We start from the raw sequence: 13,787 nt of genomic DNA, 5'->3' as shown, positions 1-13,787 counted from the left end.
CGAGAAGGGTCGGGACCCGGCCGGCACACGCGGACGAGGGTTTTCGCAGCGGATGCACATCGTCGACCGACGTTTGAACCCGGGCGGCAAGAGCCTCCCCAACCGCCAGCGCTTCCTGCGCCGCGTGAAGGACGTGGCCCAGCGCGCCGTGCGGGAATCCGCCCGCGAGAAGGACATCAAGGATCTCGGCAAGGACGGCCGGGTCAGCGTGCCGGTGGACGGCGTGCGCGAGCCGCGCTTCTCCCGCCAGCCCGGCACGGGCCTGCAGGACCATATCCTGCCCGGCAACAAGACCTACGTGGAGGGCGACACGATCGAGCGCCCGCCGGGCGGTGGCGGCGGGCGCGGCTCCGGCGAGGGCGGGGAGGGCGGCGAGAACAGCGAGGACGCGTTCCGCTTCGTGCTGACCCGCGAGGAGTTCCTGGAGTTGTTCCTGGAGGATCTGGAACTGCCGGACCTCGCCAAGCGCCGCCTCGCCATCGTCGAGACCGAGGGCCTGCGCCGGGCCGGCTACACGGTCACGGGCTCGCCCGCCAACCTCGCGCTCACCCGGACCCTGCGCAACTCGATGTCGCGGCGCATCGCCCTCAAGCGCCCGAAGCCCGAGGAGGTCGCGGCCCTGGCGTCGCGGCTCGACGCCCTGCCGGAGGGCGATCCGGAGCGGCCGGACCTCGAGCAGGCGCTCCTCAAGCTGCGGGAGCGCGCCAAGCGCATCCCCTACGTCGACCCGATCGACCTGCGCTTCCGCCGCTTCGAGCCCTATCCGCGGCCGATCGCGCAGGCGGTGATGTTCTGCCTGATGGACGTGTCCGGCTCGATGACCGAGCACATGAAGGACCTCGCCAAGCGGTTCTACATCCTGCTGCACATCTTCCTGACGCGCCGCTACCGCCACGTGGAGATCGTGTTCATCCGGCACACCGACCGGGCCACCGAGGTCGACGAGGAGACGTTCTTCGGCTCCCGCGAGACCGGCGGCACCCTGGTCTCCTCGGCGCTGGTGGAGATGAAGCGCGTCATCGCCGAGCGCTACGATCCCAACGACTGGAACATCTACGCGGCCCAGGCCTCCGACGGCGACAACGTCTCCTCCGACGGGCCGACCTCGACGGAACTGCTGCGGTCGCACATCCTGCCGGCCTGCCAGCACTTCGCCTACCTCGAAGTGGGGGACGAGAACGGCCCCCGGGCCGGCTTCGTGGAGCACCGCACCACCCTGTGGCGGACCTACGAGGCGATCGCCAAGGCCGGCGGCCCGATCGCCATGCGCAAGGTCAACCACCGGCGGGAGATCTACCCGGTCTTCCGCGAGCTGTTCGGCCGCAAGGATGCGCGGGCGGAGGCGGAGGCGTGAGGGTGGCAGGACGCGGGCATCTCGTCCCCTCCCGCTGCGGGGGCGCACGGCCTCCGCAGGCGGGCGGGCGGTGGGAGCGCCGGTGCGCGACGGGGCTTCGGCCTTCCTGCGGGTCGCGCCGCCTTCTGAACCCGGGTTCCGCTCTCCCGCCCCCTGCTGAGGCGGGGTTCGCTCGCCCCCGCGGAGGGGAGAGGCGCGGAGCCGGCCGGATCCATACACTCGATCGGGAGGCCGCATGACGCTCGTCAAGGCACGCACGCCCCAGATCATCTCCGGTGGCCAGAAACCCCTGTTCACGGGCAACGACTGGGATTTCGACACCATCCGCCGCATCCACGACGCCTGCGAGGCGGTCGCGGGTCCTCAGCTCGGCCTGTCCTGGTACCCCAACCAGATCGAGATCATCACGGCCGAGCAGATGCTCGACGCCTACGCGTCGATCGGCATGCCGCTGTTCTACAAGCACTGGTCCTTCGGCAAGCACTTCGCCCAGCACGAGGCCGGCTACCGCCGCGGCCTGATGGGGCTCGCCTACGAGATCGTCATCAACTCCGACCCGTGCATCTCCTACGTGATGGAGGAGAACACGGCGACCATGCAGACGCTGGTCATCGCGCACGCCGCCTTCGGCCACAACCACTTCTTCAAGAACAACTACCTGTTCCGGCAATGGACCGACGCGGAGGGGATCCTCGACTACCTCGACTTCGCCAAGAGCTTCATCGGCCGCTGCGAGGAGCGCTACGGCCATCAGGCGGTGGAGCAGGTGCTCGACGCCGCCCACGCCCTGATGAGCCAGGGCGTCCACCGCTACCCGCGCAAGAAGCGGCCGGACCTCGCCTCCGAGCAGCGGCGCGAGCGCGAGCGGATCGAGCACGGCGAGCAGATCTACAACGATCTCTGGCGGACCCTGCCGCAGAAGATCGGCACGGTGCGGCCGGACCTCGCGGCGGAGCGGCGCAAGGCGCTGCTCGAACTGCCGCAGGAGAACATCCTGTACTTCCTCGAGAAGGTCGCGCCGCGCCTGCGGCCGTGGCAGCGGGAGATCCTCCGCATCGTCCGGCTGGTGGCGCAGTATTTCTACCCGCAGCGCCAGACCAAGGTGATGAACGAGGGTTGCGCCACCTATTGCCACTACCGGATCATGAACGCCCTGTCGGAATCCGGGCAGATCACCGAGGCGGCCTACCTGGAATTCCTGCAGTCGCACACCAACGTCATCCGCCAGCCGAACTACGATGACCGCTCCTACGGCGGCCACAACCCCTACGCGATCGGCTTCGCCATGATGCAGGACATCGCCCGCATCGTGGAGCAGCCGACCGCCGAGGACCGCGACTGGTTCCCGGACATCGCGGGAACCGGCGACGCCATGGCGGTCCTGCGCGACTGCTGGGAGAATTACCGCGACGAGAGCTTCATCCAGCAATTCCTGTCGCCCAAGCTGATGCGCGACCTGCGCCTGTTCCACGTGGTGGACGATCCCGACGAGCCGGAGCTGCGGGTCGAGGCGATCCACGACGAGCGCGGCTACCGCAAGATGCGCCGCTCCTTCGCGCGCCAGTACGACGTGGCGTGGCTCGATCCCGACATCGAGGTGGTGGACGTGGACCTGGAGGGCGACCGCCGCCTGATCCTGCACCACAAGGCGATCAACAAGATCACCCTGCAGAAGGACGACGCCAAGCGGGTCCTGCAGCACCTCGCCGACCTCTGGGGCTACGACGTGGTGCTCAAGGAGATCGAGCCCGCCACCGGCACGGTGCTGGGCGAGATCACCGCCAGCGCGCGGCCGATTTTCTTCTGAGCGGCGTCTCCCACCCGTCCCGCTCATCCTGAGGTGCGGTGAAGTCGGTTCGCAGGGGGCGCCGGGACCCGCGCGGCCGGCTGGATCCCTCCAGCGCGGCCACCGCTGCGCCGCGGCGTCTCCGGATGCGGCGGACGGCGGGAGAGGTGCCGATTGCCCAGCTGTCCCGGCCATGCTCCATGGTTCCATGGCTGCCACGATCCTGACCCGCGCCGAGACCGGCGACTTCCTCGACCGCGAATTCCCGCAGATGCAGGCGGGCGGGCGGGCCTACCATCTCGAGGCCGTCGGGCCGCTCTCGGCGCGGATGCGGCTGGAGGCGCAGGAGCGCTTCCTCCGGCCCGGCGCGACGGTGTCGGGCCCGGCCATGATGGCGCTGGCCGACTATGCCCTCTACGCGGCGATCCTCGCCAATATCGGCCCGGTGGCGCTGGCGGTGACCACGAGCCTCACCTTCAACTTTTTGCGCAAGCCCGCCGCGGGGGACCTGCTGGCGGAATGCCGGCTGCTCAAGCTCGGCCGGCGGCTGGCGGTGGGCGAGGTGCTGATCACTGCCGTCGGGAGCCCGGACCTCGTCTGCCACGCCACCGGCACCTACTCGATCCCGCCCCCCTGAGGACAGCTGAGGCCGTTCAGGCCCGCGCCTCGGTCAGCCGGGCGGCGTAGCGGGCGATCAGGTCGACCTCCAGGTTGAGCCGGTCGCCGGAGCGCCGCTCACCCCAGGTGGTCACCTGGAGCGTGTGGGGAATCAGCAGCACGGAGAACTGGTCTCCCGCGACCGCGTTCACCGTCAGCGAGGTGCCGTCGAGGCAGACGGAGCCCTTCTCGGCGATGAACTTCGCCAGGGCCGCCGGCGCCCGCAGGGTGAACCGCTCGCTCGGTCCCCAGGCCCCCGCCGTCACGCTCTCGCGCGCCACGATCTCGGCGAGGCCGTCCACGTGGCCGGTGACGAGGTGGCCGCCGAGCTCGTCGCCGATCTTCAGGGAGCGTTCGAGGTTGATCCGCGTGCCGGCCGTCCAGGACCCCACGGTGGTCCGCGCCAGGGTCTCGGCGGCGGCGTCCACCGCGAAGACGCAGCCCTCCGCATCCGGCTCGACCGACACCGCCGTGAGGCATGGCCCCGCGCAGGCGATGGAGGCGCCCAGCGCGATCGAGGCGGGATCGTAGGAGGCGCGGATCGCGATCCGGCGCAGGTCGCCTTCGCCCGCGACCGAGACCACCGTGCCGATGGCGCTGACGAGTCCGGTAAACATCGCTTCACGTCCTGTCGCGTTCGTAGGTCACGGCCGTATCGGCGCCGAGGCGCAGCGCCTCGACCGTGCGGAACCCGCCGCCCGCGAGCGCCGCCCTCAGGGCGGGGCCCAGCGCCCGCAGGCCGCCCGCGGTTCCGAGTTCCGCCGGTCCGGTGACCAGCGTGCAGGCCTCGATCAGATCGGCCCGCGCCAGCGCATCCGCAAGGCGGGGGCCGCCCTCGCTGCACAGGCGCGTCAGGCCGCGCGCGCCGAGGTCCGCCAGGGCCGCCGTCAGGTCGATCCCGCCGGCCGCATCCGCCGGCACGGTCGCCACCGCGACGCCCAGGGCCTCCAGGGCGCGGCGGGCATGGGCCGGCGCGGAGCGGGTGGTGAGCACCAGGGTCGGCGTGTCCCGGGCGGTCCGGGCCAGCACGCTGGCCGGCGAGAGCCGCAGGTGCGTGTCGAGGACGACCCGCAGGGGCGAGCGCCCGGCGAGGCCCGGCAGCCGCACGGTCAGCGCGGGGTCGTCGGCCCGGGCGGTGCCGATGCCGATCAGGATCGCGTCCGCGTGCGCCCGCCAGAGATGGACCGCCCCGTCCGCCACCGGCCCGGTGATCCGCAGGCGCTCCGGCCCGGCGGCCGCGCAGAAGCCGTCGCGGGTGCGGGCGAGCTTCAGGTGCAGGGCCGGGCGGCCGCGCGTCACCCGGGTGACGTGGCCGATATGGTCCCGCGCCGCCGCCTCCCGCATCAGCCCGGTCTCGACCGCCACGCCCCCCTGCCGGAGCAGGGCGTGGCCGCGCCCCGCCACCCGCGGATCCGGATCCTCCAGGGCGCTGACCACGCGGGCGATGCCGGCGGCCAGGATCGCGTCGGTGCAGGGCGGCGTGCGCCCGTGATGCGAGCAGGGCTCCAGGGTGACGTAGAGGGTCGCGCCGCGGGCGGCCTCGCCCGCGGCGGCGAGCGCCAGGGGCTCCCCGTGCGGGCGCCCGCCCGGCGCGGTCGCGCCCGTCCCGAGGATGCGCCCCGTGGCCGCCTCGACCACCACGGCGCCGACCGACGGGTTCGGCCACGTGGTGCCGAGGCCGCGCCGGCCCAGCGCCAGGGCGAGCCGCATGAAGGTGGCGTCGTCGCTCATGCCGCCGGGCTCACGGGCGCCCCGCGCGTCGTCGGCCCGGGACCCCGGGCTCCGGCTCGGGTCCCGGCACGTCCGCCGCCCCGTCGGCCCCGGCCTCCGCCGCCAGGGTGCCGTCGCCGAGGGTGCCGAGCAGGGCCTCGAAATCCCTCGCCTCGCGGAAGTTCTTGTAGACCGAGGCGAAGCGCACGTAGGCGACGTCGTCGAGACCTTTCAGCCCCGCCATCACCAACTCGCCGATCGCCTCGGAGGTCACCTCGGGCTCGCCGGCGCTCTCGAGCTGCCGGGTGATGCCGCTGACCAGCCGCTCGATCCGGTCCGGCTCGACGGCGCGCTTGCGCAGCGCCACGTCGATGGAGCGCTGGAGCTTGTCCCGATCGAAGGGCACGCGCTTGCCCGAGCGCTTCAGCACCACGACCTCGCGCAGCTGCACCCGCTCGAAGGTGGTGAAGCGGCCGGCGCAATCCGGGCAGACCCGGCGGCGCCGGATCGCGGCGCCGTCCTCGGAGGGCCGCGAGTCCTTCACCTGGGTCTCGGAGCCGCCGCAATAGGGACACCGCATGGATTCGCACTCGACGCAGAAAGACGGCCGCGGATCCGTCGGATCCGCGGCCGCTGTCTAATCCACTCCACAGGGGGCCGGAAGGCCGGCCCCGCGCGGGTCTCAGCCGTAGATCGGGAACCGGTCGGTCAGCGCGTGGACGCGGCTCTTGACGCTGGCCTCGACCTCGGCATCGCCCGCCTCGCCCTTGGCGGCCAGCCCGTCCAGCACCTCGACGATGAAGCCGCCGATCTGCTTGAACTCGGCGACGCCGAAGCCCCGCGAGGTGCCGGCCGGCGTGCCCAGGCGGATGCCCGAGGTGATCGTGGGCTTCTGCGTGTCGAACGGCACGCCGTTCTTGTTGCAGGTGATGTCGGCCCGCGACAGCGCCGCCTCGGCGGCCTTGCCGGTGAGGCCCTTCCGCTGGAGGTCGACCAGCATCAGGTGGTTGTCGGTGCCGCCCGAGGTGATGTCGTAGCCGCCCGAGATCAGCGTGTCGGCGAGCGCACGGGCGTTCTCCACCACTTGGCGGGCGTAGATCTTGAACTCGGGCTTCAGCGCCTCGCCGAAGGCCACGGCCTTGCCGGCGATGACGTGCATCAGCGGGCCGCCCTGGAGGCCGGGGAAGATCGCCGAGTTGAACTTCTTGGCCAGCGCCTCGTCGTTCGTCAGGATCATGCCGCCGCGCGGGCCGCGGAGCGTCTTGTGGGTCGTCGTGGTGGCGACGTGGGCGTGCGGGAACGGCGACGGGTGGACGCCGGCCGCCACGAGGCCCGCGAAGTGGGCCATGTCGACCATGAAATACGCCCCGACCGAGTCGGCGATCTCACGGAACTTGGCGAAGTCCCAGTGGCGCGGGTAGCCCGAGCCGCCGGCGATGATCACCTTCGGCTTGTGCTCCTGGGCGAGGGCGGCGACCTGCTCCATGTCGATGCGCTGGTCCTCGCGGCGCACCGTGTAGGAGACCGGCTTGAACCACTTGCCCGAGACGTTCGGCGGGGCGCCGTGGGTGAGGTGGCCGCCGGCGGCGAGGTCGAGGCCGAGGAACGTGTCGCCGGGCTGCATCAGGGCCAGGAACACGCCCTGGTTGGCCTGGGAGCCCGAGTTCGGCTGCACGTTGGCGAAGCCGCAATCGAACAGACGCTTGGCGCGTTCGATGGCGAGATCCTCGGCGATGTCGACGAACTGGCAGCCGCCGTAGTAGCGCCGGCCCGGATAGCCCTCCGCGTACTTGTTGGTCAGCACAGAGCCCTGAGCTTCCAGCACGGCGCGGGAGACGATGTTCTCCGAGGCGATCAGCTCGATCTCGTGCTGCTGGCGCCCGAGTTCCTTCGACACCGCCTCGGCGATCTCGGGATCGGCCTCCGTCAGGGGGGCGGCGAAGAAGCTGTTGGAGAAGTGCTTGTCGGCGGCAGTACCGGCGCTCATTGTCAGCCTCTGTTCTGGTAGGGGCGATGCCCGGCCTTTCGTCGGCGTAAACGGGCGGGCGTTGAAGGTGCGATTCCTACACGCGCCGAACCCTCAGGCCAAGCACAGGCAATTTGGATACGCGCAAAGAATAATTTGCCGCATGGGGGCCGCGTCGCCGACCGGCGGTTGCTAGGCCCGTGTTCCTATTAAACCTCTGATCTTCTTGAAGAAAGGAAAATGTTCATGGGATAAAACATGAACACAGGCGAGGCGCGGTCATGCAAAGTGACGAACGTGATCGAGTGCTGGATTGCCGCATCGCGTGGCTTCGACTCAGTCTCGCATTCGTCACCCTGCGTCTTCTCGAGATCAAAGCGGGGTTTCGTCAGGATCAGCCGCGAGACAGTGACGGCCGATGGTCGGGCGGAGGCGGATCGTTCGTCGTCACGCGAAAGGACAAGACGGGCGATTCTCGGATTGATACCAAGACTGATGAGATCCTCGATGTCCTGAAGGAAGTCGTCGAGAGCACCGAGCCGGGAGAGGGGTTCCTCTACGGAATTCAGATCCACGCGGCGCTGGCGGCCCGCCTGCGCGCGCTGGATCTCCCCGGGGTTCGGCCGGCACGGCGTCGAGCAGAGCTTCGTCGCGGGGGACATCGTCCGCCACGGCCTGTCGGGCAGCATCCGGACGGATGTTCTTCTCCGGGATGGCCGAACCAGCGCGGCGCCGATCCGGGCGATCTGGGACATCAAGACGGGTGAAATGGGCCTGTCGCCGCGCCGTATCCGTGCCTTGCGGGCCGGCGCAGGTGTCGACGACCGCGTCCCCGTCATCGAGATCCATCTCCTCCGCGGCATTTCCGTCAAGAGCCGCGTCTCTGTCGCCGTCACAACGGGAGTCTTAGTCGCATGAGTATGGAAGCGTATGCCCTGTGTCCGCGACCACTTGCCAGCGTATCGGAATGGCAGACCGGCCTGGACGCGCTCGGTTTCGATCTCCAGCTGCGCGGCGGGGCGATTCCGCCGGCCTCGTCGGGGCATCTGCCGGCCACGCGGCGGGGCCGGGCCTCGGGCTTCGAGTGCTCGAGCATGCCGCTCTCGGAATTGAAGGACACCTATCCGGAGACCGACTTCGCCGGCTCTTGGCCGTGCGTGTACGCGTTCTGCTTCGGCACCATCGCGGAATCCATCGGTGCCCTGATGGCGATCGCGGCCTGCGTGAAACTGGTTGGCGGGCTCGCCTTCTATCCGGAGGACGGTCGCTTGCTGACGGCCGATCAGGCCGTCCAGTACGCGCGCGAGACGGTGCCCGGCGCTGAGGAACTGGAGCGGCAGCACGGCCCCGGACCGGAATGATCCGGGGTCATCCTCAGCGCCAGGCCTGACCCGGCCGAAGAACCTCGGCGAGACCAGAGAACCTCGGCGGCGCCGCCCAAGCCCGCCGGATCCATCTCAGACCTCCGTCGTGAGGTTCGTCTCGATCAGCACCGTCTCGGTCTCGAAGGCGGCCGCATGCCACGCCCCGATCGGGAAGTGGAACACGCTGCCGGCCGAGAACGGCCTGCGGCCCTGCTCCGTCTCCAGGATGCCCGACCCCGAGATCACCTGCACGAACTGCTCGTGATCGTGGCTGTGGCGCGCCGCCAAGACACCCGCCGGCACCACCACCCGCACGAGGCTGGCGCCCGCACCCGGGATCTCACGCTTGGCGACGCCGTTCCCGGCGACGCTCTCCGCGCGGTCGTTCCAGGTGGTCAGGTGATCGGCCATCGCTCGGGTCTCTTCCAGGGGCGCGTGGGGCGGGGCCAAGCCGGCCGGGTCGACGGGCGTCCGGAGGCCTGTGCCCGCGTCAACCGGTCCCGCCGGGCGAGCGCCCCCGCCGGCCCCTGGGCGCCCCCGGGTCGGGCCGGGCCCGCTCGGGCGTCGCGCCCGGCCCGGTCGATCCGGGGGACCCCGGATCCTGCTGGGACGGCGCGCCGGTCGTGGGCCAGAAGGTCTCGAACAGCTCCTGCATCGCCCGGATATTGTTGCCCTGCACCTCGGCCCCGGTGCGCAGCATCTGCTGGATCATGTCGGAGCCGGCCTCGCCCATCGCGCCCTCCGCGGGCTTGTGCGCGGGCTTGGGCACGGGCTTCGGTGCGGGCGGCGCGGCGGCGGGCAGGAAGGCCTTGGCCATCTCGGCCCAGGCCGGTCCGAACGGGAACGGCACCGGCGGCGGTGGGCTCGCCCGCGCCTGCAGGGGGTCGGCCTGCGGCTGGTTCAGCATCACGTGGACGATGCTCGCCACCACCGCGCCCGCCATCATCGGCAGCATCTGGCGCAGGACCTGGGCGCCGACCCCACTCGCGGTGGAGGCCTGCTGCAGAACCGCCTGCATCAGCTGGGCCGAGCCGAACATCTGGCTCAGCGCGTCGAGGCCCTGCGGCGCCGCCGGCCGGGCGGCCTCCAGGCCGAACATCCGGGCGAAGCCGGTCGGGTCCATCCCGACGCTTCGCTGGAGGCCGAGGGTCAGGGCCGGCATCAGCGCCTGGAAGGCGCGGGTCGTCTGCTCCGTCGTGAGGCCGAATTGCTGGGCCATGGTCTGGAGCCCGGCCTCGCCCTGGACCTGGAACATGTCGAGCGGGTTGAACATGACGCCTCGTTCCTGCCCCGGTCGGACCGGCCGGGGCGAGGCATCGTGACCCGTTGCGCGGCGAAATACCAGTTCTTGCCCGCGGAACTTGTGTCGGGCGACGTGACGGAGGCGGATAACTCGGGCGCCCTGTCATCCCGGCGCCCTGTCTTCCCGGCGCCCCGTGACCGCGACGCCCTGTCGTCCTGCGGGCCCCGCCCGCCGTCTCAGCTCACCGGTCCGGGATGGGGATGGCCCGCCGGCAGCGGCGTGTCCCGGTGGGGCGCCTCCCGCGTGCCCTCCGGCTCCGCGCCGCTCGGGCCGGACCCTTCGAGGCGATCGACGGTGCGGCGGGCGAGCAGGATGCCGAGCGCGCCGAAGACCAGGGAGCCGAGCCCCATGCCGGCCACAACGCCGCGGGGGCCGTAGAGCGACGCGCCGAGCAGCGCGGGCGGGATGGTGCCGAGCGTCGCACGCCCCCAGTTCAGGAGCGTCGACCGCAGGGGAAAGCCGAGGTTGTTGAAGGCGGCGTTGCCCAGGAACAGGAGTCCGTTGAAGAACCAGATCCCCCCGCCGACGAGGCAGAAGAAGCCGAACAGGTCGGCCGCCACCCCGTTCAGGCCGAACAGGGCCGCGAGCGGCCCGCGGGCGAGCGCCAGGGCGAGCCAGACCAGGGCCACGTAGGCGAGCGTCACCCGCACCGCCTCGCGCAGCACGCCGCGCATCCGGTCGAACCGGCCCGCGCCCCAGTTCTGCGCCAGGATCGGCCCGATCGCACCCGACAGGGCGAACAGACCGCCGAAGGCCACCGGCGTCAGGCGGTCGATCACCGCGGCGGCGGCGACGGCGTCGGCGCCGTAGCCGGCGAACAGGCGCGCCAGGAAGGCGCTCGCCACCGAGGGGGCGAGGTTGGTGAGGACGGCCGGTCCCGCGACCCCCGCCAGGGCGGCGGCATCCGCCGGCAGGTCGGCGAGGCGCGGCCGGCCGACGAGGCCGTGGCGGGCGACACCGCGCAGGCCCACCGCCACGAAGGTGACCCGCGCCACGCAGACGGTGATCGCCGCGCCCTCGACGCCGAGGCCGGCCCCGAAGATCAGCAGGGGATCGAGGGCGGCGGTGACCAGGGCGCCGGCCACCGTCACCAGCATCGCCTGCCGCGCCTCGCCGACGGCGCGGAGCAGGCCGGTGAACAGCATGCCGGCGGCGAGCAGGATGTTCGACGGCAGGGTGATGTGCAGGAACAGCATCGCCACCCGCAGCGCTTCCCCGCGCGCGCCGATCAGGACGAGCAGCGGGTCGGCGAGGAGGGCGATCAACCCCGCGATCAGGGCGGCCACGAGGCTGCCCAGCGTCAGCGCGGAGGTGGCCAGCCGGCGCGCCGCCGCCGGGTCGCAGGCCCCCACGGCCCTCCCGACCAGGGCGCCCGCGGCGATCATCAGGCCGATGTTCACCGCGGTGGCGAAGAACTGCACGATCGCCGCGAAGCCGACGGCCGCGGTCAGGTTCGGGTCGCCGAGCTTGGAGACGTAGAACAGCGACAGCAGGTCGACGACGAAGATCGCCATCAGCCCCACCGAGCCGGTGGCCGCCATCACGACGACGTGCCGGAGGATCGAGCCGGTGACGAAGCGTCCGGTCTCGACCGGGGCCGGACCGGACGCATGCGGGCTGGGCGGGGGCGGGCCGTCAGACATCCGGCCGGTCACGCATTCCGGGCGCTGCCTTCCGCCTCCAGCTCCGCCTCCGGGTCGCCCTCGGCCTCGGCGGCGTCGCTCTCCTGCGGGGCGAGGGCGGGCCGCTCCAGGAGCCGCTCGGCGGCCTCGCGCCGGTCGCCGCCCACGAGGTCGCGGGTCTCGGTGCTGAGCGCGCGGGCGGGCCGGACGGGGGCGGTGAGCGGTTCGGGCTTCAGCCCCGCCGCCGCCCCGCGCATCCAGCTGGACCCGTCCGGCAGGGCGCCCGCCTGCTGCAGGACGAGGCGGGCGATGTCGCGCTTGCGCACGTCGTCCGCCCGGGCGGTGGCCGATTCCGGCGACAGGCCGAGCCCCTCCAGCGCCGCCCGCCCGAAGGCAAGGGCGGATTCCGCCGTCTCGCGGATCTGGTAATCCACGTCCCGGTTCATCAGCTCCACGGCGTGCAGGCGGTCGTAGGCGCGCACGAAGGTGCGAACGCTCGAGAACTCCTCGTGCACGATGTCGACGATCTTGAGGGCGCCCTCCCGGTCGTCGACGCAGATGCAGACCAGCTCGACCCGGCCGATCCCGGCGGCGCGGAGCACGTCGAGCCGGGTGCCGTCGCCGTAATAGATCCGGAAGCCGAAGCGCGAGGCCGCGCGCAGCTGCTCGACGTCCTTGTCGATCACCGTGACGGGGATGCCCTCGGCCAGCAGCACCTGCGTCAGAACCTGCCCGAACCGCCCGAAGCCGATCACCAGGACCCGCGCCTCGCCGCTCTCGGCGAGTTCGGTCGCGGGCTCCTCCAGGTCGTGCGTGGTCCGCGCGTTGCGCCGCTCGATCAGCTTGTCGAGGCCCTTGGCGGCGATAGGCCCGATCAGCATGGTCAGCGCCGCGAGGGCCACCGCGAAGCGCGTCGCCGTGGCGCCGGTCAGGCCGAGTTCCGCGGCCTGGGGCAGCAGCACGAAGGCGAATTCGCCCGCGGGCGCCAGGACGGCCGCGCCCCGCAGGGCCCCGAGGGTGTCCGAGCCGAACAGCCGGAACAGGCCGGCCACGAGGGCGACCTTGACGAGGATCGCCCCCAGCGTCGCGCCGAACAGGGCCGGCCAGACCTCGCGCACGAGGGTGCCGTCGATCGACATGCCGACGCTCATGAAGAACAGGCCGAGCAGCATGCCGCGGAACGGCTCGATATCGGCCTCGAGCTGGTGCCGGAAGTTCGACTCCGCGAGCAGGATCCCGGCGAGGAACGCGCCCATGGCCATCGACAGGCCGACCTGCTCCATCAGCAGCGCGGTCCCGAGCACCACGAGGAGGGCCGCGGCGGTCATCACCTCGCGGGCGCCGCTCGCCGCCAGCAGCCGGAAGAACGGGTTCAGGCCGTAGCGGCCGACCAGCACCACCGCCAGGATCGCCGCCAGCGCCTTGCCGGTGGAGACCGCCGCCTCTCCGAGCCAGGAGGCGTCGGTCGCCCCGCCCGCCGAGGCGAGCAGCGGCATCAGCGCCAGGATGCCCACCACCGAGAGATCCTGGAACAGCAGCACCGCGAAGGCGCGGCCCCCGTAGGCGCTGCCGAGGTCGCCCCGCTCCTCCAGGAGCTGGAGCGCCACCGCGGTGGCCGAGAGGGCGAGCGCGAGGCCGATCACCGCGGCCGCGCCGAGGCTCAGGCCCGCCAGAACCCCCGCGCCGCCGAGCACCAGGGCGCAGACCACGAGCTGGGCGGCCCCGAGGCCGAAGATGTCGCGCCGCATCGAGACGAGCTGCGACAGGTGCAGCTCCAGCCCGACGATGAACAGCAGCAGCACCACGCCGATTTCGGCGACGCTCGCGGCCGTGTCGGGCTCGGCGATCAGCGACAGGCCGGACGGCCCGATCAGCACGCCGGCCACGAGGTAGCCCAGCACGGCGCTCTGGCCGATCAGCCGGAACACCGGGACGCCGATCACCGCCGCCGACAGGAAGGTCAGGACCGGCGGCAGGAAGCTCGCATGTTCGACGGGGCTCGCCATGAAGATCGTCCCGGCGGTT

13 protein-coding genes are annotated in these 13,787 nt (G+C 71.8%); 4 read left to right on the top strand and 9 right to left on the bottom strand.

The features are described 5' to 3' along the window. Positions 1 to 52 precede the first annotated feature (52 nt). The 3 genes from MFF58_RS10085 to MFF58_RS10075 all read left to right on the top strand — a co-directional run bounded on the left by MFF58_RS10085 (position 53) and on the right by MFF58_RS10075 (position 3,777). Positions 53 to 1,354: a YeaH/YhbH family protein gene (locus tag MFF58_RS10085; RefSeq protein ID WP_238287005.1), complete on the top strand. Its 1,302-nt coding sequence runs from the start codon at positions 53 to 55 to the stop codon at positions 1,352 to 1,354. Between the two features lie 235 nt (positions 1,355 to 1,589). After that, positions 1,590 to 3,161: a SpoVR family protein gene (locus tag MFF58_RS10080; RefSeq protein ID WP_238287004.1), complete on the top strand. Its 1,572-nt coding sequence runs from the start codon at positions 1,590 to 1,592 to the stop codon at positions 3,159 to 3,161. A gap of 187 nt (positions 3,162 to 3,348) precedes the next feature. Further along, the gene (locus MFF58_RS10075; RefSeq protein WP_238287003.1) at positions 3,349 to 3,777 is read left to right on the top strand and encodes a PaaI family thioesterase; all 429 of its coding nucleotides are present in this window, start codon (positions 3,349 to 3,351) and stop codon (positions 3,775 to 3,777) included. A 16-nt stretch (positions 3,778 to 3,793) separates the two neighbouring features. Here the strand turns inward: MFF58_RS10075 and MFF58_RS10070 are convergent, their stop codons facing one another. From MFF58_RS10070 to MFF58_RS10050, 5 genes are all read right to left on the bottom strand, one after another. Further along, complete coding sequence (locus tag MFF58_RS10070; RefSeq protein WP_238287002.1) at positions 3,794 to 4,414, bottom strand: riboflavin synthase; 621 nt, start codon at positions 4,412 to 4,414, stop codon at positions 3,794 to 3,796. A gap of 4 nt (positions 4,415 to 4,418) precedes the next feature. After that, positions 4,419 to 5,528, bottom strand: coding sequence for a bifunctional diaminohydroxyphosphoribosylaminopyrimidine deaminase/5-amino-6-(5-phosphoribosylamino)uracil reductase RibD (ribD, locus tag MFF58_RS10065; RefSeq protein WP_238287001.1), 1,110 nt, complete (start codon positions 5,526 to 5,528; stop codon positions 4,419 to 4,421). Between the two features lie 10 nt (positions 5,529 to 5,538). Further along, positions 5,539 to 6,087: a transcriptional regulator NrdR gene (gene nrdR / locus MFF58_RS10060; protein ID WP_238287000.1), complete on the bottom strand. Its 549-nt coding sequence runs from the start codon at positions 6,085 to 6,087 to the stop codon at positions 5,539 to 5,541. A gap of 102 nt (positions 6,088 to 6,189) precedes the next feature. Then, a complete protein-coding gene (gene glyA, locus MFF58_RS10055) occupies positions 6,190 to 7,494 on the bottom strand; it encodes a serine hydroxymethyltransferase (RefSeq protein WP_238286999.1) in 1,305 nt (434 codons plus the stop codon). A gap of 188 nt (positions 7,495 to 7,682) precedes the next feature. Continuing rightward, entirely contained in the window at positions 7,683 to 8,228 is a 546-nt protein-coding gene (locus tag MFF58_RS10050; RefSeq protein WP_238286997.1) for a hypothetical protein, read from the bottom strand. Positions 8,229 to 8,387: 159 nt separating this feature from the next. Between MFF58_RS10050 and MFF58_RS10045 the strand changes: the two genes are divergently transcribed. Then, positions 8,388 to 8,834, top strand: coding sequence for a hypothetical protein (locus MFF58_RS10045; protein ID WP_238286996.1), 447 nt, complete (start codon positions 8,388 to 8,390; stop codon positions 8,832 to 8,834). Positions 8,835 to 8,930: 96 nt separating this feature from the next. Here MFF58_RS10045 and MFF58_RS10040 read toward each other — a convergent pair whose 3' ends face one another. The 4 genes from MFF58_RS10040 to MFF58_RS10025 all read right to left on the bottom strand — a co-directional run bounded on the left by MFF58_RS10040 (position 8,931) and on the right by MFF58_RS10025 (position 13,768). After that, the gene (locus MFF58_RS10040) at positions 8,931 to 9,248 is read right to left on the bottom strand and encodes a cupin domain-containing protein (RefSeq protein ID WP_238286995.1); all 318 of its coding nucleotides are present in this window, start codon (positions 9,246 to 9,248) and stop codon (positions 8,931 to 8,933) included. A gap of 79 nt (positions 9,249 to 9,327) precedes the next feature. Next, positions 9,328 to 10,110, bottom strand: coding sequence for a DUF937 domain-containing protein (locus MFF58_RS10035; protein ID WP_238286994.1), 783 nt, complete (start codon positions 10,108 to 10,110; stop codon positions 9,328 to 9,330). 206 nt (positions 10,111 to 10,316) lie between these two features. Next, on the bottom strand, positions 10,317 to 11,783 hold the full coding sequence (locus tag MFF58_RS10030) for an MATE family efflux transporter (RefSeq protein ID WP_238286993.1): 1,467 nt from the start codon (positions 11,781 to 11,783) through the stop codon (positions 10,317 to 10,319). Positions 11,784 to 11,791: 8 nt separating this feature from the next. After that, complete coding sequence (locus tag MFF58_RS10025; protein ID WP_238286992.1) at positions 11,792 to 13,768, bottom strand: monovalent cation:proton antiporter-2 (CPA2) family protein; 1,977 nt, start codon at positions 13,766 to 13,768, stop codon at positions 11,792 to 11,794. Between the last annotated feature and the right edge of the window lie 19 nt (positions 13,769 to 13,787).

The sequence above is a fragment of the Methylobacterium longum genome (genome assembly GCF_022179385.1).
Classification (GTDB): Bacteria; Pseudomonadota; Alphaproteobacteria; order Rhizobiales; family Beijerinckiaceae; genus Methylobacterium; species Methylobacterium longum.
The sequence above is the reverse complement of the archived record's forward strand: the minus strand, read 5'-3'. Positions and strand labels throughout refer to the sequence as shown.